General features: G+C 33.5%; 25 protein-coding genes and 1 pseudogene. 2 read left to right on the plus strand and 24 right to left on the minus strand.

Going from position 1 to position 24,485, the window contains the following annotated elements; translation table 11 throughout:
- Positions 1-111: 111 nt before the first annotated feature.
- The 9 genes and pseudogenes from SO785_RS04975 to SO785_RS05015 form a co-directional block, all read right to left on the minus strand.
- Complete coding sequence (locus SO785_RS04975) at positions 112-675, minus strand: ComGF family competence protein (RefSeq protein WP_003546679.1); 564 nt, start codon at positions 673-675, stop codon at positions 112-114.
- The gene (locus tag SO785_RS04980; RefSeq protein WP_003546676.1) at positions 635-904 is read right to left on the minus strand and encodes a hypothetical protein; all 270 of its coding nucleotides are present in this window, start codon (positions 902-904) and stop codon (positions 635-637) included. The genes SO785_RS04975 and SO785_RS04980 overlap by 41 nt, the downstream gene beginning before the upstream one ends.
- Positions 901-1,329 (minus strand): type II secretion system protein, encoded by a 429-nt coding sequence (locus tag SO785_RS04985; protein WP_003546675.1) that lies wholly within the window; start codon positions 1,327-1,329, stop codon positions 901-903. The genes SO785_RS04980 and SO785_RS04985 overlap by 4 nt, the downstream gene beginning before the upstream one ends.
- Positions 1,295-1,654: a competence type IV pilus major pilin ComGC gene (gene comGC / locus SO785_RS04990; protein WP_003546673.1), complete on the minus strand. Its 360-nt coding sequence runs from the start codon at positions 1,652-1,654 to the stop codon at positions 1,295-1,297. Before comGC ends, SO785_RS04985 begins: the two co-directional genes overlap by 35 nt.
- 12 nt (positions 1,655-1,666) lie before the next feature.
- Positions 1,667-2,668, minus strand: a complete 1,002-nt coding sequence (locus SO785_RS04995) for a type II secretion system F family protein (RefSeq protein WP_021721297.1) — start codon at positions 2,666-2,668, stop codon at positions 1,667-1,669.
- Positions 2,637-3,610: pseudogene (gene comGA / locus SO785_RS05000) on the minus strand (competence type IV pilus ATPase ComGA). The gene SO785_RS04995 and the pseudogene comGA overlap by 32 nt, the downstream one beginning before the upstream one ends.
- 125 nt (positions 3,611-3,735) lie before the next feature.
- Positions 3,736-4,464: a YebC/PmpR family DNA-binding transcriptional regulator gene (locus tag SO785_RS05005; RefSeq protein WP_003546668.1), complete on the minus strand. Its 729-nt coding sequence runs from the start codon at positions 4,462-4,464 to the stop codon at positions 3,736-3,738.
- An 89-nt stretch (positions 4,465-4,553) separates the two neighbouring features.
- On the minus strand, positions 4,554-5,069 hold the full coding sequence (locus tag SO785_RS05010; RefSeq protein ID WP_011254234.1) for a VanZ family protein: 516 nt from the start codon (positions 5,067-5,069) through the stop codon (positions 4,554-4,556).
- 164 nt (positions 5,070-5,233) lie between these two features.
- A complete protein-coding gene (locus SO785_RS05015) occupies positions 5,234-5,419 on the minus strand; it encodes a type Z 30S ribosomal protein S14 (RefSeq protein WP_003546664.1) in 186 nt (61 codons plus the stop codon).
- 374 nt (positions 5,420-5,793) lie between these two features.
- Here SO785_RS05015 and SO785_RS05020 point away from each other — a divergent pair, with 374 nt between their 5' ends.
- On the plus strand, positions 5,794-7,419 hold the full coding sequence (locus SO785_RS05020; protein ID WP_003546656.1) for an APC family permease: 1,626 nt from the start codon (positions 5,794-5,796) through the stop codon (positions 7,417-7,419).
- Positions 7,420-7,473: 54 nt separating this feature from the next.
- Here SO785_RS05020 and SO785_RS05025 read toward each other — a convergent pair whose 3' ends face one another.
- The 4 genes from SO785_RS05025 to SO785_RS05040 all read right to left on the minus strand — a co-directional run bounded on the left by SO785_RS05025 (position 7,474) and on the right by SO785_RS05040 (position 13,065).
- Positions 7,474-8,421: an alpha/beta hydrolase gene (locus SO785_RS05025; protein ID WP_011254232.1), complete on the minus strand. Its 948-nt coding sequence runs from the start codon at positions 8,419-8,421 to the stop codon at positions 7,474-7,476.
- A 128-nt stretch (positions 8,422-8,549) separates the two neighbouring features.
- Positions 8,550-10,025, minus strand: a complete 1,476-nt coding sequence (locus tag SO785_RS05030; RefSeq protein WP_003546652.1) for a glycoside hydrolase family 1 protein — start codon at positions 10,023-10,025, stop codon at positions 8,550-8,552.
- A gap of 81 nt (positions 10,026-10,106) precedes the next feature.
- Positions 10,107-12,098, minus strand: coding sequence for a beta-glucoside-specific PTS transporter subunit IIABC (locus SO785_RS05035; protein ID WP_003546650.1), 1,992 nt, complete (start codon positions 12,096-12,098; stop codon positions 10,107-10,109).
- Positions 12,099-12,222: 124 nt separating this feature from the next.
- Positions 12,223-13,065, minus strand: coding sequence for a PRD domain-containing protein (locus SO785_RS05040; protein ID WP_003546647.1), 843 nt, complete (start codon positions 13,063-13,065; stop codon positions 12,223-12,225).
- Positions 13,066-13,294: 229 nt separating this feature from the next.
- Here SO785_RS05040 and SO785_RS05045 point away from each other — a divergent pair, with 229 nt between their 5' ends.
- Complete coding sequence (locus SO785_RS05045) at positions 13,295-14,431, plus strand: glycerate kinase family protein (protein WP_003546645.1); 1,137 nt, start codon at positions 13,295-13,297, stop codon at positions 14,429-14,431.
- Positions 14,432-14,454: 23 nt separating this feature from the next.
- Here SO785_RS05045 and SO785_RS05050 read toward each other — a convergent pair whose 3' ends face one another.
- The 11 genes from SO785_RS05050 to SO785_RS05100 all read right to left on the minus strand — a co-directional run bounded on the left by SO785_RS05050 (position 14,455) and on the right by SO785_RS05100 (position 24,467).
- Positions 14,455-14,913 (minus strand): low molecular weight protein-tyrosine-phosphatase, encoded by a 459-nt coding sequence (locus SO785_RS05050; protein WP_003546643.1) that lies wholly within the window; start codon positions 14,911-14,913, stop codon positions 14,455-14,457.
- A gap of 3 nt (positions 14,914-14,916) precedes the next feature.
- On the minus strand, positions 14,917-15,633 hold the full coding sequence (locus SO785_RS05055) for a hypothetical protein (RefSeq protein WP_003546642.1): 717 nt from the start codon (positions 15,631-15,633) through the stop codon (positions 14,917-14,919).
- 93 nt (positions 15,634-15,726) lie between these two features.
- On the minus strand, positions 15,727-16,536 hold the full coding sequence (locus SO785_RS05060) for a Cof-type HAD-IIB family hydrolase (protein ID WP_025079773.1): 810 nt from the start codon (positions 16,534-16,536) through the stop codon (positions 15,727-15,729).
- A 9-nt stretch (positions 16,537-16,545) separates the two neighbouring features.
- Positions 16,546-17,361 (minus strand): Cof-type HAD-IIB family hydrolase, encoded by an 816-nt coding sequence (locus SO785_RS05065; RefSeq protein ID WP_003546636.1) that lies wholly within the window; start codon positions 17,359-17,361, stop codon positions 16,546-16,548.
- Between the two features lie 99 nt (positions 17,362-17,460).
- Positions 17,461-18,819 carry a phosphoglucosamine mutase gene (glmM, locus tag SO785_RS05070; RefSeq protein WP_003546635.1) on the minus strand — a complete coding sequence of 453 codons (1,359 nt, stop codon included), beginning with the start codon at positions 18,817-18,819 and terminating at the stop codon, positions 17,461-17,463.
- Between the two features lie 31 nt (positions 18,820-18,850).
- On the minus strand, positions 18,851-19,810 hold the full coding sequence (locus SO785_RS05075) for a CdaR family protein (RefSeq protein ID WP_003546633.1): 960 nt from the start codon (positions 19,808-19,810) through the stop codon (positions 18,851-18,853).
- Positions 19,807-20,649: a diadenylate cyclase CdaA gene (cdaA, locus tag SO785_RS05080; protein ID WP_011254229.1), complete on the minus strand. Its 843-nt coding sequence runs from the start codon at positions 20,647-20,649 to the stop codon at positions 19,807-19,809. The genes SO785_RS05075 and cdaA overlap by 4 nt, the downstream gene beginning before the upstream one ends.
- Positions 20,650-20,685: 36 nt before the next feature.
- A complete protein-coding gene (locus SO785_RS05085; RefSeq protein ID WP_003546630.1) occupies positions 20,686-21,759 on the minus strand; it encodes an ABC transporter substrate-binding protein in 1,074 nt (357 codons plus the stop codon).
- A complete protein-coding gene (locus SO785_RS05090) occupies positions 21,756-22,571 on the minus strand; it encodes an ABC transporter permease (protein ID WP_011254228.1) in 816 nt (271 codons plus the stop codon). Before SO785_RS05090 ends, SO785_RS05085 begins: the two co-directional genes overlap by 4 nt.
- Positions 22,568-23,380 carry an ABC transporter permease gene (locus tag SO785_RS05095; protein WP_003546626.1) on the minus strand — a complete coding sequence of 271 codons (813 nt, stop codon included), beginning with the start codon at positions 23,378-23,380 and terminating at the stop codon, positions 22,568-22,570. Before SO785_RS05095 ends, SO785_RS05090 begins: the two co-directional genes overlap by 4 nt.
- Positions 23,370-24,467 carry an ABC transporter ATP-binding protein gene (locus SO785_RS05100; RefSeq protein WP_003546625.1) on the minus strand — a complete coding sequence of 366 codons (1,098 nt, stop codon included), beginning with the start codon at positions 24,465-24,467 and terminating at the stop codon, positions 23,370-23,372. The genes SO785_RS05095 and SO785_RS05100 overlap by 11 nt, the downstream gene beginning before the upstream one ends.
- Between the last annotated feature and the right edge of the window lie 18 nt (positions 24,468-24,485).

Raw genomic sequence — 24,485 nt, forward strand, 5'->3', positions numbered from 1 at the left:
ATTTATTCCGTTAATATTTTTATTATCAGCATATTATTTTCCATACTAGTAATAAAAATATTTTGATACATTTGAATGAAAAGTATTGTAGTTACTAATACTAATATGCTACTAAATAATACGCTTCCCTTTAGCTTTCTTGAGATCTTTTTTCTTTTTAACATCTTCTTTTTCATCTACTTTTTCGTCAAGTTGAAATACTAGATCAGATTTCCCTTTATTGTACTCATCAATATGGATAATAATTTTATCTTTTTTAGTTTCAAATTTTGCATCCCTAATATTGAAAATCAATGGCATATATCCACCCGTACTTTTTGTACCTACCTTAGAAACTTTTAACACTTTCTTTTTTAAATAATATTCAATATTATAAGTTTCCTCGTTCTTCTTATTATCTATTCTAGTAAAAGTAGCACTCTTATCATCATGATTATCTTTAACAGGATAAACTGTTCTAGTATCCTTAGCATGCATAAAATTATTTAATTGAACATACGCATATGCTAGATCATTGACCTGATTATTTTCACTCATATTTATTTTCTTAATACTGAATAATATATTTTGCAAAATTGTCAAAATCAAAATAACTATAACTAATGAAAAAATAGCTTCAGCCAATAAAAACCCGTTAGTTTTTAATTTTGATTTTTTGATGATTAGTCGTGTCATAAATATAATTTGGTCCCGCTTTTTTATATATTCGATCATGAACTAAAATTTGATCTAAATTATTTTTGTGTAAAACATGGTAAGCATATGCATGATCTGCTTTTCGTTCTATTTTATAGCCATTTTTTCTACTCTCTACTACGGTTAAATAAAAGCAGCTCACTGCAATAACAGAGATAATAATCGCTATACAGCTTTCTAACATAAAAAATCCTTGTATTCGCTTCATTCTGTTGCACGTCCCCACAGCATCTGATATTTTTTCTCTCTTCTTAGTCCATAACCACTAAAAGTTACAGTAATTGGTTTAGAAGATCCTGAACTGCTAAAGCGGAATTTACTGAGTCCTTCAATATCAATATTTTTATTAATCTCAATTTGCTTATTATAATTTGGACCAGATAAATTAATATAATGTTTTTCTTTTGAAAAAATGACAGTAACGGTATCGTCTGTAATTGTGCTTATTCGCGAAGCCTGATCTAAAGCAGCCATAACTTCTTTAGTTGTATTATCAAAAATTAACCGGTTTTGGCTTTTTCTTAACTGCAAGCTTCCAATTAATAGTATTCCGCAACAAATAGTTAAGGTAATTAAGGTTTCAATTAAAGTAAACGCACTAGCCTTGATTCTTGGAAATTTCAACTTCACCATCTTTATTAATTGAATATTTCTTTTCTTCAGCTTTTTTCTTTTGATCTTCTGTCAAATAATCATTCTTTACTAATTCATCAAAGCTTGCTGGTAATTTCCCCTTATCATCTTTATATAATTCAACTTGAGTTTGAATAGTTACTTTAAAGGCATCCCCAGTTTTAGTCTCTGCTTTCTTTTTTTGCCCTAATAAATTGGGGACAATCAATAAAACTAGAATTACAATGATAGCAATTACCACTACCATTTCAATTAAAGTAAATCCCTCTTGTCGTCGACTTTTCGCTAAAATATTTAGCAAATATCTCTTTATTTTATTCTTCATATATCTTTACCTCTAAATATTTTGCATCATTGAATACATTGGCAGTAATAATTTCAGATACATTCCAATAATGCAAACCCCAATTAAAATGAAACAAATAGGTTGAATATTAACAACTAATTTTTCGACTTTTGCAGTCAAATCAAGAAATAAACTTCGACCCAAAATTAAACATCTTTTACTTAAATCGCTTCTTTGAGACCCTGTTTTAAGCAAAATAAGCAAACTAGTCGGCAGAAAATCTTCTTTTTTTATTATTTCTTCTATACTCTTTCCTTTTACCAATTGCTGCCCAATATTTTGTCCTAAAGTATGCTGAAGAGAATCTTTCTCTTGTTTTATTGCATACTCACACATTTTCTGCAGTGAAAAACCGCCAGCTAGCAACATCCCAATGTCATAAACTAATAAATAATTTACATATAATAAAATAATTCTCCCAATAATTGGATATCTAATTAATTTCTTCATTGAAATATAATCTTGCTTATTTAACAATGAGATGATTCTTGTAAAAAAGTAAATTCCACTTCCAATTAAGATAATCAAAATTAATATGACCAAGTCACCAGAATGCTCACTTGTATTGTTAAATTGCATTGAAATAAAAGACTGCATAAACATTAATAAAACAATCATCATAATTGCTAAAACAAGCGGATAGGATAATTCCGCACGCAATTTTTTTATTTGTTCCTGTTTTAAGCGACTTAATATAGCCAATTGCTCTAAGCATTCTGTTAGATTGCCTTGTTGCAGTGATAAATTTACTTGAGTTACCATAGTTCTTGAAAAACCCAGTTTTATTAATTCTTCACTTAAACTAGCACCATTTTTCATTCTACGAGCCAATTTTCCCATTAATACTCTTTGTTTTGGCCATAACACTGGCATTAGTTCAATTGAATTGCTTAATGAAAAGCCATTATTTAAACTATTTTTCAAATAATCTAAAAAAGCTAATTGTTCTTCGCCGTTTAATTTATCCTTCTTGGTACTGCCAATATACTTCATCATTAATCTCTCCTCCTTTCCATAAAGCATTTAAATTTTTCTGCCAACTAACAAAGTCACTACGAATCGATTTGTTCAGCTCACTTTTAAGTGATTCACCACTTGCGATATCCATCAAACACCTAACTTCATTGTCACTAGGCATTAAACGTTGATAAGAAATAGCAGTTAAACAATTTTTAAGTTCATCATTACTAATTCCTAACCCTTCTAGCCGTGAAATAGTTTGAAAAGTACTTTTAGCATGTACTGTGGCAAGAACCAAATGTCCACTAAGTGCTGCATCAACCGATAATCTCGCTGTACCTTGATCTCGAATTTCACCAATAATCAAAATATCAGGTCGATGTCTCAATGCAGCTTTTAGTAAGCTTTGATAATCTATTCCTGCTTCATTATTGACTTGTGATTGCAAAAAAGATGATTCATATACTTCAACTGGATCTTCAATTGTCATAACTATCCTGTTTTCACTTAATTTTTTAGCAATTTCATACATAGTTGTAGTTTTTCCAGAACCTGTAGGACCACTAGTTACAATTAATCCACGCTTAGTGGCTAATTTTTCTAATTTTATAAATTGTTTATCAAAAAAATATTTACTATTTTCAATTCCATAGATAATTCGAATAACTAAAGATTCTTGATCAGTAAAATCACCTAAACTTGATAATCTTAAGTAATATTTCTTCTCACCTAAGCTATAAATCATTGCTCCTACTTGCGGGCGGCGATGTTCTGCTATATCCATTTGAGCACTATATTTAAAAAATTAATGATTTCTTGTCCCTCTGATAAAGAATAACTTCGTTGCCTAATAACGCCACTATGTGTTCTATAATCAACAACTATGCTTTCTTTTTTAGGAAAAAAGAAAATATCGCTTGCTTTAAGTTCAATAGCAGATACTAACAATTTCTTTATGATCTCTTTAACTTGCATAAAAAAATCCTCCTTTTTTGCATCACACTACTTATTACGCAAAAAAGAAGAATTTTTCTTTTGATAAATAAATTTTTTTAATAAAAAATAGCTTAATCCAATTGGACTAAGCTATATCTTTTTAACTAATCTTCATCAGCTGCTGCAGTATAAACATTTTGAACATCATCACTATCTTCAAGTGCTTCAACTAAGTGTTCAAATTGTTCCTTCTTATCTGCTGGAACTGGAGTGGTGTTTTGTGGAATCATAGTCAATTCAGCATCAGCGAGCTTGTAACCAGCTTTAATAAGTGCATCACGAACTTCTGCAAATTGCTTAGGATCAGTATAAATTTCGTATGCATCATCACTAGTTTGAAGGTCATCACCACCAGCGTCCATAACATCAAGTAAAACTTGATCTTCATCAGCATCAGTAGTTGAACGATCAATTACAATGTAACCTTTACGGTCGAACATGTAAGCAACTGAACCAGTAGCACCAAGTGAACCACCATTACGAGTGAAAGCAACACGAACATCTGAAGCAGTACGGTTCTTGTTATCAGTCAAAGCTTCAACAAATACTGCTACACCACCTGGAGCGTAACCTTCATAAGTGATTTCGTCGTAGTGTTCATCTGAGCCACCTTCGGCCTTCTTGATCGCACGTTGGATATTGTCTTTAGGCATGTTGTTTGAGCGTGCCTTATCAATTACCATACGTAATGCAGGATTCCCATCAGGATCAGGACCACCACTCTTTGCAGCCATATAAATTTCACGAGATAACTTTTGGAAAACTTTACCTCTCTTTGCGTCTTGCGCATTCTTGCGGCCTTGAATATTGTGCCATTTTGAATGTCCTGACATAAGGATCCTTCTTTCTTTTTTCTAATATTAATTAACGTTATTATCTTAACTCACAGTACTTTAAAATTCAATGGTATCAAACATTAAACCTAGCTTTTCTTACTGAAATATTGATTTTTAATGAAAGAAATAAACATGATCAACAGGATCGCAGTTAAGGCACCTAAGCCATCTAGAATCACATCATGGACACTTGGAGTACGATCTCCCGTTAAATATTGATGATATTCATCAAAGGCTGCAAAGGCAATTGCTGCAAACCAAGTTAAAATGGGAGCTACCCACTTTACTTTAAAAATTCGGCGTAATCCTAAATACCCAAAACCACCAAGTAAAAAATATGAACCAAAATGGGCCATTTTTCTTAGGACAAATTGGGCTAAGCCTGCCCTTCCATCTATTTGAACATTATGTATTCTTCCGCCATAAGTAAAATTCCAACCGGCAACGATATCTTCTAGCCAACTAAAATGTTTATTCATTACGCCATCATGTAATTCTTGTTGCTGATACGTCATTGAACTTGAAACAAATAGCATTAATAATACAAATAAAGCTAACAATAAAAATATTTTTTCACGTTTTGTAAAACGAAATTTATCCATTTAGTTTTTCCTATCTTCCTTTTTTAGTACCTTTTTAATTACTTTACCAAAAATAATATTAAACAGATGATAAGAAAACTAAAAAATTCAACAAAAAAGCCCGAGTAAACTCGAGCTTCACTTTATTTGGATGTTTATTTTACTTAATTAATGAAGTATATATTTTACCAACTAGCTTTTTTAACACCTGGAAGTTGACCCTGATGTGCTAAGTCTCTCATGCATTCTCTGCAAAGACCGAACTTGCGATAAACTGAATGCGGTCTACCACAACGCTCACAACGTGTATATTCTCTAGTTGAGTATTTTGCTTCTTTATGATTACGAATAACTTGTGATGTTTTTGCCATATATAACCTCTATCTGTGTCTTCTAACTCTTTCTACGGCAGGCATTTTCTCTCTAGTTAAAAATGATAAACCTGCCACAATAATAGCAATAGCGATAATTTGTCCTGTCATACTAACTCCCCCTTTACTTTCTTTTTACAAGCTTACTTTTCGTTAGTACCATTATATCAACTTACATAAAATAAGTAAAGAGCTTTTTGTAAATAGAAAGCGTTTTACACTAGCCAGGGTTATTTCTAATAGGTAGAATCTATATTGGTATTTCTATATAGGAGTTATTGATGCGAGAAGAATTTAAAAATAAATCGCCAGCATTCTCATTTATTTGTGGGAGAAGTGTTTAGACTATAGAAATAGAGAAGGATGAGAATTACTTGGACGATTTAACTTCAACTAGCAAAATGAAGACCATCAGCTGGCCTGTTTTGACTTTGATGGCACTTTGTACTGTTATCGGATTAGACGATATCATGTACAATTTTCAAAACCAAGGGATGCCGGTTATCACCTCTTGGATTATTATGTGTTTACTTTATGTAACCCCTTATTCACTAATGGTTGGACAATTAGGATCAACTTTTAGTAATGAAGGTGGTGGACTTTCATCATGGGTACGTGGTACTGATGGTGAATTTCTTGGTTACTTTACGGCCTGGACATACTGGGCCGCTTCAATTCCTTACGCAGTTGACTCAGCAAACGAAATTATCGTTGACCTTGGCTGGGCATTAACTGGGTCTAAAGGATTTCAAGATAAAATTCCAACAACAATGTTTGCGGCATTAACATTTGTTGTTTTCATTGTTTTTATTATTGTTGAACACCACTTTGCTAATTCAATGGAATTCCTTTCCAGTATTGGTGGTGGATTAATGGTTATTATGACTGTTTTATTTGTTCTTTTAGCCTTTGTTGGTTTAGCAAAATCAGGCGGTCATATGGCTACTCAACCATTTACTTGGCACACAATCGTTCCCAAATTTGACTTACACTATTGGTCAACTGTCGGGATGCTTATCTATGCCATGAATGGTTGCGAATTAGTTGCACCTTATGTAACTAAGATGAAGAAACCTAAGTCAGACTTCCCTAAGGCAATGATTGCTTTAGCTATTATGACTGCATTTTTAACCATTCTTGGATCATTTGCCCTTGGTATTTACTTCGACGCATATCATATTCCAAATGACTTAAAGATGAATGGTGCTTACTATGTCTTCCAAATGGTTGGTGAACAATTTGGTATGGGTAAGTTCTTGCTTTATCTTTGGGCTTGGACATCATTGCTATTCAACTGTGCCTTAGTTGCCGTATTATTGGATGCCATGACTAGAATGCTTATTTCCGACACTGGTGATAAGTACATGCCTAAATTCTTACGTAAAAAAGATAAGAACGGCTTACCAATTAACGGTTACATTTTAACAGTTGCCCTTTCATCATTTATTATGATTTTAGGTATTTTCCTACCTGATATGAATGATATCTTTAACTGGTTACTTAATTTAAATTCAATCGTTTCACCAGGTGTTACCTGTTGGATCTTCTACTCATTTATGAGAATAAGAAAGAACTCAGCTAAATATCCGTCAAAATACGTTTATATTAAAAATGATAAACTTGCTTGGCTAGTCGGTCTTGCTTTATTAATAGTTACTGCAGTTGCCACAATATTAGGCTTTGCACCACAAGACGTTAAGCACGGTAGCGGTCTTTGGTGGTACGAATTAATTATCAATATCGTTGCTGTAATCGTATTAATTGGTTTAGGTGCTATTTTGCCAGGTATTAGACGTCGTGAAGAAGAATACGGTATTGCCTTTGATAAATCTCAATGGATTTGGATGGGAATTTTAATTATTGGTTCTATTATCCTTGATGTATGGCTTGGCAGCACTAGCCTTTCTATGAAGATCGCAATGATTATCATTGAAGCTATTATCGCTTTGATTGCTACTTGGCTTGTTGGACGCAGAAAGCCACAAGGCGCAACTAAGTAAAAAAATACTATAACCAAACAAAAAATCACTAGATCAAATGATCTGGTGATTTTTTTATACATATTTATTCAAAAACTTGGATACACGAGCTTTATACTCACGGGGATATGTTTCAAACGAACGAGCATGTGCTGCCTTTTCGGCAATCCATAATTCCTTGGGACCATTAGTAGCTTTATAATTTTGATATACCATTTTAGTTGGTACAAAGTTATCTTTGCTTCCATGAATAAACATCATTGGTAATTTATTTTTCTTGAGCTGATTGACAGCTGATGCATCCCCTAAATAAAAACCAAGATTTGCCTTACTTACGCCACTTAATATTGCAACGGCACTTGAAGCAACTAGCTTAGGCATTTTATATATATCTTTTGCTTCATACAAAAATTCAGATTTGACATCAGTATAACCACAGTCTTCAATGTAAGCTTTAACCTGCTTCGGCATCTTAAGTCCGCTTGTCATCATAGTAGTTGCACCCCCCATGCTAACGCCAAAGATTACAATCTTTTGTTTTTTGCCTTTTTCAGCAATATCCTTTTTAACCCATTTTTGAACATCGTATTTTTCAGGCCAACCATATCCGATGTACTTTCCTTGACTTTTACCATGAGCTCGGGCATCCGGAATCAAAACATTATATCCTAATTGATGAAACATAGCTGCGTAAGGAGCCATTGTATCTTTATTATTCATAAAGCCATGAAGGAGGACTGCAGTTTTATGCGAATTTTTCTTTGGAATATAATTTGCGTCAAGACAATAATTTGATGAAGCAGATTTTATATACCATTGTTCTTTCTTAGCATCTGCATACCATTTTTTATTTTGCGCGAATGGGTCTTTCTTTTTCTTACTTGAATATTTATTTAGCACACTTTTTTGTCCCGGTACAAAAGCCACATTGAAAAAGTATGCTTCTCCTACTCCAATTAAAACGATCAAGACAGCAATCGCAATTCCTACTATCCACCAAACTTTTTTGCGTTTTCTATTCAAAATGTCAACTCCTATATAAAATAACACAAAGTTAATTATACGCTTTTAAAATTCGTATGGTATATTGACATTTTTTAGTAATTATTGCCTATACAAAAAGTGATGACTTTCGTCATCACTTTTTATCATTAATCTAAATCTTCACCTTGAGATTCAATTACTTTTTTATACCAATAGAATGAATCCTTAGGAAGTCTCTTAAGTGAGCCTTCGCCGTTATCATCACGATCTACATAGATAAAGCCATAACGTTTAGACATTTGACCAGTACCAGCAGACACCAAGTCAATACAGCCCCATGTTGTGTAACCAATCAAATCTACACCGTCATCAATTGCTTTTTGCATTGCTTCAATGTGTTGACGAAGATAGTCAATACGGTAATCGTCATGAATCTTGCCATCGCTAGTAACTTGATCAACGGCCCCCAATCCATTTTCTACTACCATTACTGGAATTTCATAGCGGTCATAGATTACTTCAAGGTAGTATTGTAAACCAGTTGGATCTGTTGCCCAGCCCCATTCTGAGTAATTCAAGTATGGGTTTTTAGCACCAGCTGCAAAATTGCCGCCTACCTTATCCTTTACTTCATGCGTAGTTACAACATTAGACATGTAGTATGAGAAAGTGTAAATATCTACAGTTCCTTTAACCAAGTCTTCAAGATCTTGATCGGTAATATCTAGATGAACATTGTGTTCATTCCAAAGACGCTTAGCAAAAGTTGGATATTTACCTTTGCATTGAACATCACCGCAATAGAAGATATTCTTTTCCCAATCATGACGACATTTCAATACATCTTTTGGATCTGGAGTTAATGGGTAATCAACGATACCACAGATCATATTACCTACTACATAATTTGGATCAATTTCATGAGCTGCCTTAACTGCACGAGCACTTGCAACAAATTGATAGTGAAGTTTTTGGTATGCATGTTGGTATGCTTCATCTGAATTATTATTGTTGCCGAACATATCTAGCATCATTACGGCTGTATTAATTTCATTAAAAGTAAGCCAATACTTAACTAAGCCTTTATATTCTTCAAATAAAACTTTAGCATACTTAACGTACATGTCGATCATCTTACGATCTTGCCAGTCATGGTACTTTTCACTTAAGTAAAGTGGATCTTCATAGTGAGAAATAGTAACTAAAGGCTCAATATCATATTTCTTACATTCTTCAAAGACATGGCGGTAAAAGTCTAAACCTGCTTGATTTGGCTTTTCTTCATCACCTTTAGGAAAAATTCTAGTCCAGGCAATTGAAAGACGGAATGTCTTAAAACCCATGTCCGCAAACATCTTAATATCTTCTTTATAATGGTGATAGAAGTCAATTGCTACATGGTTAGGATAATATTCGTTAGAATCAATTGCACCAACTGCACCTTCTGGTAAACCCGCACCAGGTAATGCTGGAGATTCTTCAAGCTTTCCATTCAATTTGTAGGTCAACATTCTAGGATGTTCTAAACTACCCGCAGTTGTAATATCTGTTACTGAAAGGCCCTTACCATCAACATTGTAGGCACCTTCAATTTGATTAGCAGCGGTTGCACCGCCCCATAAAAAATTCTTTGGAAATGACATATTTACTCTCTTTTCTATATTTTATCTATTTATCACTTAATACTTATATTATCTGAAAGCGATTACTTTTGCAAAAACTTATTAATTTAATTGCACTTGTCCATTAACTGATGTAGTTACATCCTTTGCCTCAGGAGCTTCAAGTTCGAGTACAGCTTGTCCTACCTTTACTTCACCTTTAACAATCTGTTTAATATCATCAAAGTCTTGTGAATTAGTTACTACCATAGGTGTGGTTACAGGGTAACCAGCCTTTTTAATTAAATCAATATCAAACTTAATTAATGGATCGCCAGCTTTAACTTTTTGATCTTTTTCTACCAAAGTATCAAAACCTTTACCTTGAAGATTAACAGTATCCATACCAATATGCATTAAAATTTCTGCACCGTTCTTAGTTTTCATACCAATTGCATGACCAGTCTTAAAGGTCATAATGATCTTACCATCTGCAGGTGCATGAAGAACCCCATCACTTGGTTCAATAGCAATTCCCTTACCCATTGCACCACTTGAAAATACGTCATCTTTAACTTCTGAAAGTGGCATAATTTGACCATTTTCTGGGCTAGCCAATGTAGCAGTAGCAACATCTGGAGTCGTTTGTAAAGTTTCATTTACTTCTACTTTTTCAGTTTGCTTTTTATCATATTTTGCATCTACTGACTTTTTACCAAAGAGCATTTGTAAAGCAAAACCAACTATAAAAGCAACTACTCCGGCAATAATTACGCCGATAATTTGAGTCATTGAACCCCCTTTAGGGTTAATGTAGGCAGGAATTGCAAAGAAACCCATTGAAGGTAAAATGTATAAAACTGAATGGAAGGCACCGATAATCGCACCTGAAACAGCACCAGCAATACAACTTAAAACAAATGGACGTTTTCTTGGCAAAGTAATACCATAAATAGCTGGTTCAGTTACACCAAAGAGTCCTGAGAAGAATGCACCAGTAGCGTTTTCTTTAAGTTTCTTATCTTTGGTTTGTTTAATAATAGCTAAAACAACCCCGATTTGTGCGTAGCAGACCATGCAAGTCATACCTAAAATTGGATCATAACCAAGAGCAGCTAAATCGGCTGTAGTTACGGCAACGATCCCCCAGTGAACACCGAAGATAACCAATACTTGCCAAAGTCCACCTAAAAGTAGACCGGCAATAATTGGACTAAAGTGGTAAATACCTGACATTACAGCACCAATTGCATTCCCAACCCAGGTCATTACAGGACCGATTACAATAAAGGCAATTGGCAAAGTTATAATCATAGTAACTACAGGTACCAAAAACATTTGAACTACGCTTGGAATCCACTTCTTAGACCAATGTTCAATAATTGAAGCAAACCAAACTGCGAATAAAACTGGCAAAACAGTTGAAGTATAATTCATTGTAATTACTGGAATACCAAAGAAAGTCGTATGAATCTGTGAAGCAAATGGTGTACCAGCAAAAAGTGTTCCTAAAACAGTCTTACTTGCAGCTAATTGCACCATTGTTGGGTATGTCAATGTAGCACCGATTGCTAAACCAATAAATTGATTCATGTGGAATCTTCTGGCAGCCGTTACTCCCAAGAAAATTGGTAAGAAGTAAAAAATGCTATCACCAATTGCATATAAAATTTGATATGCACCAGATGAAGTTGAAAGCCAACCCATAGCTGCAGCTAAAACAACTAAACCTTTGATGATACCTCCAGCACTAAGCGGAGCTAAAATATCGGTAAAAATACCTGAAATTAAGGCGACGGCTTTATCGACAAAACTTGAATTATCATCTTCACTATAGTCATCAGGAACTTCGCCACCGCCTGAGAAGCCGCCTTCTTTTAAGACTGCATCATATACATCGGCAACCTCGTTTCCGATAACAACTTGATATTGTCCACCAGCCTTAACTACTGTAACAACACCGTCTGTATTTTTTAAGGCATCATCGTCAGCCTTTTTTTCATCTTTCAACTTGAAACGCAAACGTGTAGCACAGTGCACAACGCTATTAACATTATCTTTGCCACCAACATCTTTGATGATGGTTTTAGCTAATTGATCATAGTTCTTAGCCATGATATCCTCCTCAAAATAAAAACCCAAGCTACTCAAAAACTAGAGAACACAAAAGTGCTCAACGTCTTTCAGTAACTCGGGTTCATGCCTAATTCTCTTAGTAACATACCTAAGTTAATAGATATTATTTTTCTTGTCTTGATGTTACTCTAAAGATATGCAACACCAAATAAAATTTATCGTCTGAATCTAATGTCCAGTTCATCTTTGAATGTAAGTAAGTAGCGATTCGTTCTGCTGTGTCATAAGCTTTATTGTATTTGATCTTCATAAATGATAATAATGAAGGATCTAGCTTTTGATTTTCCTTTATTTCTTTACGAAGCAGCCTTACTAATAAAATACGCAAATGAGTAATAAAACGACTATAGTTAAAAGAAGTAGTATCTAGAGTTATTTTATATTGAAATTGAATAATACTAATAATTCCACTGATCAAATTAGTAATTTGAATAGTTTCTTGAACTTGCGCATCATCGGAAGCTGCATTTACCAAGTGATAAGTCATAAAAGTTGTTTCACTTTTTGGTAATATTACCTGTAACTCTCGATTGATTAACGCGACAACTTTTTCCGCAATTGCATATTCTTTAGGGAATAAATTTTTAACTTCCCAATCATTATTTGCAGGATCAATATCAATATGATCGTTAATTCTAGTAACGGCAAAATCAATGTGATCAGCCAATGCCAAAAATTGATAATCAGTAAAATGTGTTTGTAGAAGCGGTTCTACCATTTTAACAATCTGATTAGTTACATCAATTGTTTGTGATTTAAACTCTTTAACCTGAGCTACTTCATCTGATTGATCGCTTGTTACAAAACAACGTTCAATTTTATTTTCATCAACATCTTGACCTTCTTTAAGACCAAAACCAATTCCTTTACCTAGAACAACTTCTTCTTGCCCTTCATCATTCCTTACCAATGCCGCACTATTATTAAAAGCTTTAAGAAATTTCATCACGAATCACCTTATTTAATCATCTGAGCTATCAAAAAAGCTACTACGAATAAAATTATATACTAAAAGGTATACTATTTTATTTCTATAGTAGCTAAGACCTGATCGAATCAGTAATCCGCTCACTTACAATTATTATAATAGCTATTTTTGAAAGCGGTGTCAACAATTGTTTTATAAAAAATGAAAATGTTTTAAAATAGAGAAAAAGAAAGATAAGGAGAAGACAATGAAATTTGTTTTAGCACCTGATTCATTCAAAGAAAGTATGACAGCAAAAGAAGTTTGCCAAGCAATGAAAAATGGTATACAGAAAGTAATCCTTAATGCACAAATTTTTTCTATTCCAATGGCAGACGGAGGTGAAGGTACTACTGATTCACTAATCGATACAACTAATGGCAAAAAGTATTCAGTTGAAGTCACTGGTCCATTGAATAATAAAGTTACAGCACATTATGGTATTTTAGGCGATAATCAAACAGCGATTATCGAAATGGCTGAAGCAAGTGGTCTTTCATATGTACCTAAAGAAAAAAGGACCTCTGAAACCATCAAAAAAACTACTACTTTTGGGACTGGAGAATTAATCAATGCCGCTTTAAAGCATAATGTTAAAAGAATTATTATTGGACTCGGCGGCAGCAGTACCAATGATGGTGGTAGCGGCATGGCACAAGCTATTGGGGTCAAATTCTTTGACCAAAATAACCATGAAATAAATCAAAAATTAAGTGGTGGGATGTTAAATCGAATCAGTAGAATTGATTTAACCAATATTAATCCTCAAATTAAAAATACAGAATTTCTAATTGCTAGTGACGTTACTAATCCTCTCACAGGTACTAATGGTGCTTCATATGTCTTTGGTCCTCAAAAAGGTGCAGATCAGTCAGCTGTTAAAGAATTAGATGAAAACTTATCCCATTATGGCAAAATTATTGGTAAAAACATAGCCCAAATACCCGGAAGTGGCGCAGCGGGTGGTTTAGGTGCTGGCCTTTTAGCTTTCACCAATGCCACAATTCATTCTGGAGTTAACTTAATTGCTCAAGAAACGCATCTCGAAGAAAAAATTAAAGATGCCGATTACGTTTTTACAGGCGAAGGCGGTACTGATTTTCAAACTAAATTTGGTAAAACACCATATGGTGTAGCTCAAATAGCTAAAAAATATAATGTTCCCGTCATCTCACTTGCTGGCTATTTAGGTCAAGGAATCGATCAATTGTATAAAGAAGGATTTACTGCTATTTTCGGTATTTTGGACAAAGCCGAAAATATCAATCAGGCTTTAAAAGATGGACCTAAAAATGTAGAACGTACTACTGAAAATATTGTTCGCTTAATTAATGCAAAAAAATAAGGATGGAAAATTTTCCATCCCTTTTAGTTTTCTGCTAATTTTTCAGCCAAGGCTTGGCAACCACGGTAAATATCCTTATATGCAGTATCAAAATCATTTGTATACCATGGATCATCAACGTCTTTAAAAGAACCCGCAAATTCTAATATCTTACGTTCTTTTCTCTCAGGATCACCGCCAGTAATTCGATTCATATCAGCAAAATTTTCTTCATCCATACAAATCAAATATTCGTATTTATCATAATCTTCTGCAGTCATTTGACTTGCACGATGCCCTCGGTCATATGGTATTTTATTTTCTTCTAAAATTCTCCGAGATCTAGGATCAATCCCACTTCCTAATGCATCCCTTGTTGTAGCTTTAGATTCTGCTACATATTGATCTTCTAATCCTTTTTCTTTAATTAAATACTGCATAATTGCTTCAGCCATTGGTGATCTACAAATATTACCATGACAAACAAAAAGTAACTTTTTCATTGCTTAATTTTTCACGTCCTTCATTAACCTTAACAACATCGGCCAAATAATCGCAGTAATTATACCGATCCCTAAACCAATCCATATTCCTTGCGACAAAGTAACTATAATTCCGCTGTAAACATTATCTTGTAAAGTCGTCATTACTTCATTGGCTGCAATCCATAAGGCCATAAATGAACCCATAGTTGCTATAAATAGCGGAATTGCTGCTGAGGCTCGTCCAAACAAAATTAAAATTGCTGCAAGTAAAAACAAAAGAGCAACTATAAAAATAGAATATTCATAGATTGTGATTGCATGATATACTTCATCAGATCTTTCTTTTAAATTATGATTAATCTGTTTTACCATATATTCATTTATAATCTCTTCTAACTTGGTTTTACTAGTTAATTTTAAATCTTTAGTAGTTATCTTGCCTTTTTCATTATATTTTTCGCATAACTTATATAAATCAGCATACGACATTTCAATTTTATATTTTTTAGGTAACTGGTTTAACAGCGTCTGCTCTAACCCAGAAGCCTCAAGGAATTGGACTCCTGTTTTAAGGTTAGGATTATCAGTGTCTTGAACAACTCGTTCAATAACCTCTTTCCCCATTGCCCTAGTATCATTAATTTTCAAGCTAATCGTACTAGTTAAAAGGAAAAAGAATGAAATTGCCGTACAAATTACCAGAACTACTCTTAAAATTATTTTTTTAATGTTATTCATCTAAAAAAACTCTTTCTAAATTATCTACTTTTTTCAGACTGCAAACAATTTGTAAAAACATGACTTTTCTTTTTTGTCATTAAATATCACTTCTTAAAAAACAAATTTATTAATTGCATATGCAATTCCAGCTTCATCATTAGTCTTGGTCACAAAATCAGCTTTTTCTTTAATTGCTTCAATAGCATTACCCATCGCAATTTTTTTAAAATCAAAATTTTCGAACATAGACATATCGTTACCCTGATCGCCAAAAATCATTACTTCATCGTCTTTAATTCCGAGTTTCTGTGCTAACTCATGGATACCATTACTTTTAGATGCTGCTTTTTTATTAATTTCCCAAATTTGTGGATCACTTCTAGCCACATTGTATTCTTCAGTAAAACCAACTGGAAAGTATTCTGGCAGCTTATCCATTGCAGCAACTGAACCCGTAAATTCTGCCTTAATGAATCTAAAGTCTTCAGGAATTTCATTAAAATCTTTGATTACAAAAGTTGCTCCACTTACAAAAGACATTTTTGCCATTTTAAGTGAAATCTTTCGATCTAGCGTCCAATACTCATACTCTTTCATAAAATGCAAATTAACGCCAGAATTACGTTTTTGAATTTCTAGCATTTTTTCAAATTCTGCGAAATTAAATTGATGACTTATTAAAACTCTACCAGAAATTGATTGAACTAAGCCCCCATTGTACAAAACGGCATAATTATTGTCACCTGTTATGCCTAGCTCATTCATATATGGAATTACTCCAGGAAGTGGTCGTCCTGAGGCAGGAACAACTTTAATACCTAAGCTATCTGCTTTTTTTAATGCTTTTCTAGTTTCTTCACCAATCTGATTGTTAGATTGAAGAAGTGTACCATCCATATCAACTGCAATTAATTTAATTATTTTATATTCCTACAATACAAATTTTTTAATTGCCTTAGCAATACCATTATGATCATTATCGTCAGTTACATAGTCTGCTTTTTCTTTAATTGCTTCAATAGCATTGCCCATTGCAATTTTCTTGAAGTTAGGATTTTCAAACATTGAGATATCATTACCCTGATCACCAAAGACCATCACATCTTTTTGATCAATTTTCAAGCGTGAAGCTAAATCCATTAAGGCATTCCCTTTTGAAGCTCCCAATGCGTTAAGCTCAATAATACTATCAAAACTGCGTACAATATCATATGTATCAAATGCCCATGCGGGTAAACTATTCCATAATTTATCAACTTGATCACTACTTTCAATAGAAGTAAAACCAACTTTATTGAAAGTAAAATCTTGGGGAATATCCTTGCGATTTCTAACCTTAATTATATTATTAGTCAAAGCTGCATTAATCTGCATTTGAACAGATAAATCATGATCACATGTTAAGAAATATTTAGTAGTTTCAAAGTGAACATCAACATGACTCAAACGTTGAAAACGAAGCATATTATTAAAATCTTGATAATTAAGTTCTTGGCTCATTAAAACACGACCATCTAGACTTTGAACTACTGCACCATTAAACACAATAGCGTATTGCTCATCTCCAGATAATCCTAACTGTTGTGCAAATGGCAACGCTCCAGAAAGCGGTCTTCCCGTTGCTAAAACAACTTTAATTCCACTTTCGGATGCAACACGTAGAACTCTTTCTGTCTCAGGCAAAATAACATTACCACTTGATAATAAAGTTCCATCCAAATCGACTGCGATTATTTTTATTGCCATTTTTATTCCCCCTTGACCTCATTAAAACATACAACTTTAATTATACAAAAAGCCGTGAGTTAACTCACGACTTTTTATTTATGGTATCTAATAAACAAACTATTTATTAGTACCCATTTCTTTTTCTACTACCTTAACAATGCGATCTACATATGCATCAGTTTCTTCTTGAGTTGGACCTTCTGCCATAACTCTAAGAAGATCTTGTGTACCTGAAGGACGAACAAGCACACGACCATTGCCAGCCATATCTTTTTCAACTTCAGCAATCACATCAAGAATTGGTTGATGTTCTTTCCAACTCTTTTTATCAGTAACTGGAACATTCACTAAACATTGTGGGTAATCTTTGAAATCCTTCAAAAGTTCACTAAGTGATTTACCAGTCTTCTTCATTACTAACATCAAGTGAAGACCTGTAAGCATACCATCACCAGTATTATGGTAATCGCTCATAATAACGTGACCTGATTGTTCACCACCCAAATTGTAACCATGTGCACGCATTTCTTCTGAAACGTAACGGTCACCTACTTGAGTACGAACATTCTTAAGATCCTCTTTTTCAAGAGCCTTTGTAAAGCCAAGATTACTCATTACAGTAGTAACAATAGTATCCTTCTTAAGACGACCATGTTCAGCTAAGTATGAACCGATTACGTACATAATGTGGTCACCATCAACTTCGTTACCATTTTCGTCAACAGCAATACAACGGTCAGCATCACCATCAAAAGCTAAACCAAGTTGTGCACCTTGCTTAACAACTTCTTTTTGTAAGTTTTCGGTATGGGTAGCACCACAGTGATCATTAATATTTAAACCATTAGGATGAGTGTAAATTGTAGTAAAGTCAACACCACAATCAGCAAATAATCTTGAAATAAGCGCACTTGAAGCACCATTAGCGCCATCAATAACGACTTTGATACCATCTAATTCTTCAGGAATAGTATTTTCGATAAATTGTAAATATTTTGCGCTACCTTCATGGAAGTCAGTAACAGTACCAAGACCTTCAGCAGAAGGACGGGGTAAAGTATCTTCTTCAGCATCAATTAACTTTTCAATTTCGCCTTCCATTTCATCTGAAAGTTTCAAACCATCGCTACCAAAGAACTTAATACCGTTATCCTCTACTGGATTGTGTGAAGCTGAGATTTGAATACCTGCATCTGCACCTTGAGCACGAACTAAGTATGAAAGACCTGGAGTGGTAATTACACCAACTTCAAGAACTTCAATACCAACGGAAAGAAGACCTGAGATAAGTGCATATTCAAGCATTTGACCTGAAATACGGGTGTCGCGTGAAACTAAGACCTTAGCTTGTTCACCATCTTTTTTATTCTTAGTTAAAACATAACCACCATCACGGCCTAATTTAAAAGCCATTTCTGGAGTTAAACCTTGATTAGCTACTCCACGAACACCATCAGTTCCAAAATATTTTAACATTTAATAAACAACCTTTCTTGTTCTTCAAATTTTAATTGCTTGCTTTTTTTACTTTAACGGATATTTGAATTTCCGCAGGATCAGTTCTAACAACGCCTTTAGGTAAAACTAGCGGATAATTCTTTATCGTAGAAGTATTAATTCCCTTTAAATCAACATTAACATCCATTTGTTTAATTTTAGCCAATGCCGATTTCTTCCCATATAAAGTTATCTCATCATTTCTCGCGGTAACTGAATAAACTTTATTTCCATCTTCATTTTCAGGTTTCAAATTTAACTTAACCTTTTTCTTTGACAGAGAAATAGGGAGTTTAGCTCTAACTGTTGCTGGATTAATCAATACATTCAACTGGCGACCTTTACTGTCTTCAGCTACCAACATTACCTGTCTTTCATATGTATGATCCAGTCCACTTGGTAAGGCAAGTTTAGCAACGATTTGATCTATTTGATCTACTTCGCCTCTTGCACCTGTGACTTCTACCTTTTGTGGATCAACACTTGCTCTACCAATATTATATCCATTAGCAACAACATTTTTATTATACTCTATTTGAACTGGCATGGTACGAGATTTTCTTCGTTCAATATCGACATTAATAGTTGCCGGATTAATAGTATATGATAATTGACTATTTAATCCAGTAACTTGTACTTTTACAGTCTGTTTACCAGTTCTTCTATGTGTTAAATCAATGTATGCTCGAAAATTTTGCGTATTAACAGTGGAAGTAACTAACGCACTGGATCCTTCTAATGTGATTTTTACTTTTTCAGGATAGCCAACTACATAATATTTATCTGTATTAACTGAAACTTGCAATGGTACACTAATAGTTTGCGTTTCATTAGCAGTTTGTTTAGTTTTTTTAGGTTCGCCTTGAGTTACAAAACCAGTTTGCGTTGAGTCAATATAAACTACCAACAATATAGCAAACAACAATGAAACTACTTTGATAAACCAACGTTTATCCCAAAAGTCTCTCATTTGTCTGCACCCCATTTCCAAACCCTGTTAATTACACGACGAATCCAAGGAATCTTCTTTTCTTCTTTAGGTACCAATTGTGCATTTAAATACTTCAAATATTCATCTCTAGATAAGTCTAATAAAAAGCGACCATTTCTAGTAATAGTTACACCACCGGTTTCTTCAGAAACTACAATTGTAATTGCATCAGTAACTTCCGAAATACCTACAGCTGCTCGATGTCGAGTACCTAATCGCTTAGGAATCATACTACTATCAGATAAAGGCAAATATGCTGCAGCTACTGCAATCCTATTGTTAGTAATAATAACTGCACCATCGTGCAAAGGAGTATTCGGAATAAAAATATTGATAAGTAACTCACCGGAAATATCTGCATCTAGCTTAATTCCAGTTTCAATATAATCATCTAAACCTGTATCTTGTTGAATAGTAATCAAAGCCCCTATTCGTCTTTTAGACATATATTGGATTGCTTTATCCAGCTCATTCACCATTTTTACGGACTGAGCATGCTCACTTTCTCCACGGCCGCTAAAAATAGGTGTACGTCCTAATCGTTCAAGACCACGACGAATTTCTGGTTGGAAAATTACAATTATTCCAATCACTGCCCATGATACAATTTGATCAACAATATAGGTAACAGCATGTAATTGAAGTAAACCAGCAACAATTCTAACAATAAAAATAAAGACGATGCCTTTTGCTAGTTGTACTGCTTTAGTACCACGAATGAGCATGATTAATCGATAAACTAAATACCAAATGATTAATACATCTAAAGCTATCGACAAATTATTCCAGGTAAAAAAATTAGATACGTTAAAATGCATTTGTGCTCCTTTCTTTTTTATTATAACTAACCAATCTTATCGTGCATACATTTTAAATTCTAAAAACAAGTCATTATATTCTTGCGTTTTCTTTGGACCTAAATCTTTAAAAACTTGTAAATGCTGTAAGGTTTTTTCATCAGGATAAAATTGCTTATCATTTCTTATTCTCTGGGGCAACAATTTTTGGGCAGCTATATTAGGCGTAGCGTAACCAACATATTGAGCATTTTGTGCTGCATTTTTAGGCTCAAGCATAAAATTAATAAATTTTAATGCTGCTTTTTTATTCTTAGCGGTTTTAGGAACTACAAAATTATCAAACCATAAATTTGATCCTTGCTTAGGAACTACATAATGAAGATGAGAATTATTTTCCATCATTTCATGTGCTTCGCCTGACCAAGTTATACCAACTGCAGCTTCATTTTGCACCATATACATTTTCATTTCATCAGAAATAATTGCTTTAATATTAGGACCTAGACCATCTAACTTAGTTTGAGCCAATTGTAATTTCAAGCTGCTCGTTGTATTCATTGAATAGCCTAATGATACTAACGCCATCCCCATAGCATCTCTAGCTGAATCAACAAGTAAAATTTGATGGTGATATTTTTTATTCCATAAATCATTCCAAGTCTTAATTGCACCTTGTTTGACAAATTTATCGTTATAAACTATGCCAAGTGTGCCCCAAAAATAAGGAACAGAATAATCATTTTCCTGATCAAATGATTTATGCATAAAAGTCTTGCCAATATATTTCATATTAGGAATTTTTTCTTTATCCAATTTTTCTAGCAAATGAGCTTTACGCATTTTAGTCACCATATATTCAGATGGGATTGTTAAATCATATGCTGTTCCACCTTGTTTGATTTTAGTATACATTGCTTCATTAGAATCAAATGTCTCATATACAATATGGTAACCTGTTTGTCGCTCAAATTTTTTGATTAATTGCGGATCTAGATAATCTCCCCAATTATAAATAATTAGATTTTGTGTACTTTTTTTAACCGATGACGTATCTAAATGATGAGCCAAAAATGCAAGTCCAGTACAAGCCAAGAGAATTGATATAATTGCTATAACAATTTTTTTCATTTAACCAATCCTCCAATTACACGGTGATTCTTTCGCCTACTCTTTTTAGTGGTAATAAAATAATATATTCCTACTAAAAGAAGTACAAACAAAAACATCACAGTACTTAATGCATTAATTTCAAGATCAATTCCTTGCCGTGCTCTTGAATAAATTTCTACGGATAGAGTTGAAAAACCGTTTCCAGTAACAAAAAACGTTACAGCAAAATCATCAAGCGAATATGTTAATGCCATAAACATGCCCGAAAAAATACCTGGCATAATTGTTGGTATCAAAACGTCACTAAATACTTGCCACGAATTAGCACCTAAATCACGCGCCGCATCAATCAGTGACATATCCATTTCATTGAGGCGTGGTAAAACCATTAAAACAACAATAGGAATCGAAAATGCGATATGACTAAGCAAAACGGATCCAAAATTCAAGCCAATACCTAGTGCTGTAAAGAAAATTAAAAAACTAGCTCCAATGATGACATCTGGCGAAACCATCAAAACATTATTTAAAGCTAAGGTAGTTTTTTTATGTGTCTCTCTTCTCATTCCATTAATTGCAATTGCACCAAACGTCCCAATAATAGTCGCTATCAAACTAGAAAGAAGTGCTAATAACAAAGTTTCCAAAAAAATTGCTAGTAAGCGATCATCCTGAAAAAGAGTCTGATAGTGGGCAAAAGTAAAATGTTCAAACTTATTCATATTTTTTCCGCTTGAAAAAGAAAAATAAATCAAATAAAAAATCGGAACATACAATAAAACTAAAGTCAAAGAAAGATAAATCTTTGCAATTAAATGTCTATTTTTCATAGATTTACCTTCTTTCTTTTAGATCTTTTACCTGTAATCAACATGACAACAATCATTAATACAATTAAAACCACTCCAATAGTTGCACCCATATTCCAGTTCATAGTTGTCATAAAATACTCTTCGATTGCCGTACCTAAAGTAATAACGCGGTTACCACCTATTAATCTCGTCAACATAAATAATGATAATGATGGGATAAAAATGGCTTGAACACCACTTTCTACTCCTGGTCTAGATAATGGCCAAAGAACATAGCGAAAAGTTTGCCATCGACTTGCTCCTAAATCTTCTGAAGCCTGAATAACTGCTGGATTAATTTCCTTGATAGCATTATAAATAGGTAAAATCATAAACGGAATTTCAATATAAGTTGCTACAAAAATAAATGCAAAATCTGTAAATAAAATATTTACTGGACCTATTCCAATCAATTGTAAAAATTTATTAACTAGCCCATTATTTCCTAAAATTCCAATAAATGCATATGCTTTAAGCAAGAGATTAATCCAAGTAGGTAGAATAATTAGTAATAACCATAGCTGCTGATTTTTCATCTTGGTTAAAAAATATGCCGCAGGATAAGAAATTAATAACGTAATCAATGTAATCAAGAATGCATACCAAAAGGAGTTTAGCATCATTCTAAGAAAGGTCCCATTTCTAAAAAATTCCGCATAATTATTCAATGTGAAGCCATTATTACTATCTGTAAATGAATACCATAGAATTAACAAAATAGGTAAAATTACGAATAAAATGATCCACATTAAGTAAGGGATCAAAAAGAATGCTTTTCTAGTCTTCATTTTCGTCTCCCTCATACTTCTCAATTCTGGCATCAAAATCTTTTTGACTTTCATTAAGACGCATTACATGAATATCTTCCGGATCAAAGAAGAGACCTATTCTTTGTCCCAACTTTACACCATTAGTTGAGTGGATTAACCATTCATTCTCATTCGCATCAATTGCTTTTATTTCAAAGTGATCTCCCAAAAATAATTGTGTTTGAGCAGTTACTACAATTTTACCTTTTTCAGGAGCAACGATATCTAAATCTTCTGGCCGAATCACTACTTCAACCTTTTCATTTGATTTAATTCCACCATCCGCACATCTAAACTTATTGTTAGCAAACTCTACTACATAGTCTTTAATCATTCGACCAGGCAATATATTTGAATCTCCAATAAAACGTGCTACAAAATCATTGACCGGCTCATCATAAATTGCTACAGGACTACCACTTTGTTGAATTTGCCCATCATTTAAAACAAAGATCTCATCACTCATTGATAGAGCTTCTTCTTGATCATGTGTAACAAAAATAAAAGTAATTCCCAACTTTTTTTGGATAGCTCTTAATTCAAATTGCATATCTTTACGTAATCTTTTGTCAAGTGCAGATAATGATTCATCTAGTAAAAGTACTTTAGGCTCATTAACAATTGCTCGAGCAATTGCTACACGTTGCTGCTGCCCACCACTAAGTTCTGAAATCTCGCGATTAGCATAACCATCAAGACGTACCATATGTAATGCATCTTTAACTGCTGGCCTAATTTCATTAAGAGGTTTTTTCTTGATTTTTAGTCCAAAAGCAACGTTTTCAAAAACATTTAAATGCGGAAAAAGTGCATAATTCTGAAAAACAGTGTTAATATGGCGTTTTGATGCATCAAGATCAGTAATATCTTTTCCATCGAAAAAGACTTGTCCACTACTTGGTTGAGTAAAACCGGCAATTATTCTCAAAATTGTGGATTTACCTGACCCACTCGGACCAAGTAGCGAATAGAATTTTCCTGACTCGATTGTTATATTGATATCTTTTAGTGCAATGAAACCATCATCATATCGCTTAGTAATATGTTTTAATTTTATAATGTCCATTATCCATCCCCATAAAAA

Source organism: Lactobacillus acidophilus (assembly GCF_034298135.1).
Lineage (GTDB): Bacteria > Bacillota > Bacilli > Lactobacillales > Lactobacillaceae > Lactobacillus > Lactobacillus acidophilus.

What these genes read in the sequence shown, in the direction of transcription:
- SO785_RS05055 (WP_003546642.1), bottom strand. Translation starts at nt 15,633, where the DNA reads ATGAATAACATTAAAAAAATAATTTTAAGAGTAGTTCTGGTAATTTGT.
- SO785_RS05085 (WP_003546630.1), bottom strand. Translation starts at nt 21,759, where the DNA reads ATGAAAAAAATTGTTATAGCAATTATATCAATTCTCTTGGCTTGTACT.
- SO785_RS05075 (WP_003546633.1), bottom strand. Translation starts at nt 19,810, where the DNA reads ATGAGAGACTTTTGGGATAAACGTTGGTTTATCAAAGTAGTTTCATTG.
- comGC (WP_003546673.1), bottom strand. Translation starts at nt 1,654, where the DNA reads ATGAAGAATAAAATAAAGAGATATTTGCTAAATATTTTAGCGAAAAGT.
- SO785_RS05030 (WP_003546652.1), bottom strand. Translation starts at nt 10,025, where the DNA reads ATGTCATTTCCAAAGAATTTTTTATGGGGCGGTGCAACCGCTGCTAAT.
- SO785_RS04995 (WP_021721297.1), bottom strand. Translation starts at nt 2,668, where the DNA reads ATGAAGTATATTGGCAGTACCAAGAAGGATAAATTAAACGGCGAAGAA.
- glmM (WP_003546635.1), bottom strand. Translation starts at nt 18,819, where the DNA reads ATGTTAAAATATTTTGGAACTGATGGTGTTCGTGGAGTAGCTAATCAA.
- SO785_RS05045 (WP_003546645.1), top strand. Translation starts at nt 13,295, where the DNA reads ATGAAATTTGTTTTAGCACCTGATTCATTCAAAGAAAGTATGACAGCA.
- SO785_RS05090 (WP_011254228.1), bottom strand. Translation starts at nt 22,571, where the DNA reads ATGAAAAATAGACATTTAATTGCAAAGATTTATCTTTCTTTGACTTTA.
- SO785_RS05005 (WP_003546668.1), bottom strand. Translation starts at nt 4,464, where the DNA reads ATGTCAGGACATTCAAAATGGCACAATATTCAAGGCCGCAAGAATGCG.
- cdaA (WP_011254229.1), bottom strand. Translation starts at nt 20,649, where the DNA reads ATGCATTTTAACGTATCTAATTTTTTTACCTGGAATAATTTGTCGATA.
- SO785_RS04980 (WP_003546676.1), bottom strand. Translation starts at nt 904, where the DNA reads ATGAAGCGAATACAAGGATTTTTTATGTTAGAAAGCTGTATAGCGATT.
- SO785_RS05010 (WP_011254234.1), bottom strand. Translation starts at nt 5,069, where the DNA reads ATGGATAAATTTCGTTTTACAAAACGTGAAAAAATATTTTTATTGTTA.
- SO785_RS05035 (WP_003546650.1), bottom strand. Translation starts at nt 12,098, where the DNA reads ATGGCTAAGAACTATGATCAATTAGCTAAAACCATCATCAAAGATGTT.
- SO785_RS05015 (WP_003546664.1), bottom strand. Translation starts at nt 5,419, where the DNA reads ATGGCAAAAACATCACAAGTTATTCGTAATCATAAAGAAGCAAAATAC.
- SO785_RS05050 (WP_003546643.1), bottom strand. Translation starts at nt 14,913, where the DNA reads ATGAAAAAGTTACTTTTTGTTTGTCATGGTAATATTTGTAGATCACCA.
- SO785_RS05100 (WP_003546625.1), bottom strand. Translation starts at nt 24,467, where the DNA reads ATGGACATTATAAAATTAAAACATATTACTAAGCGATATGATGATGGT.
- SO785_RS04985 (WP_003546675.1), bottom strand. Translation starts at nt 1,329, where the DNA reads ATGGTGAAGTTGAAATTTCCAAGAATCAAGGCTAGTGCGTTTACTTTA.
- SO785_RS04975 (WP_003546679.1), bottom strand. Translation starts at nt 675, where the DNA reads ATGACACGACTAATCATCAAAAAATCAAAATTAAAAACTAACGGGTTT.
- SO785_RS05040 (WP_003546647.1), bottom strand. Translation starts at nt 13,065, where the DNA reads ATGAAATTTCTTAAAGCTTTTAATAATAGTGCGGCATTGGTAAGGAAT.
- SO785_RS05065 (WP_003546636.1), bottom strand. Translation starts at nt 17,361, where the DNA reads ATGGCAATAAAAATAATCGCAGTCGATTTGGATGGAACTTTATTATCA.
- SO785_RS05095 (WP_003546626.1), bottom strand. Translation starts at nt 23,380, where the DNA reads ATGAAGACTAGAAAAGCATTCTTTTTGATCCCTTACTTAATGTGGATC.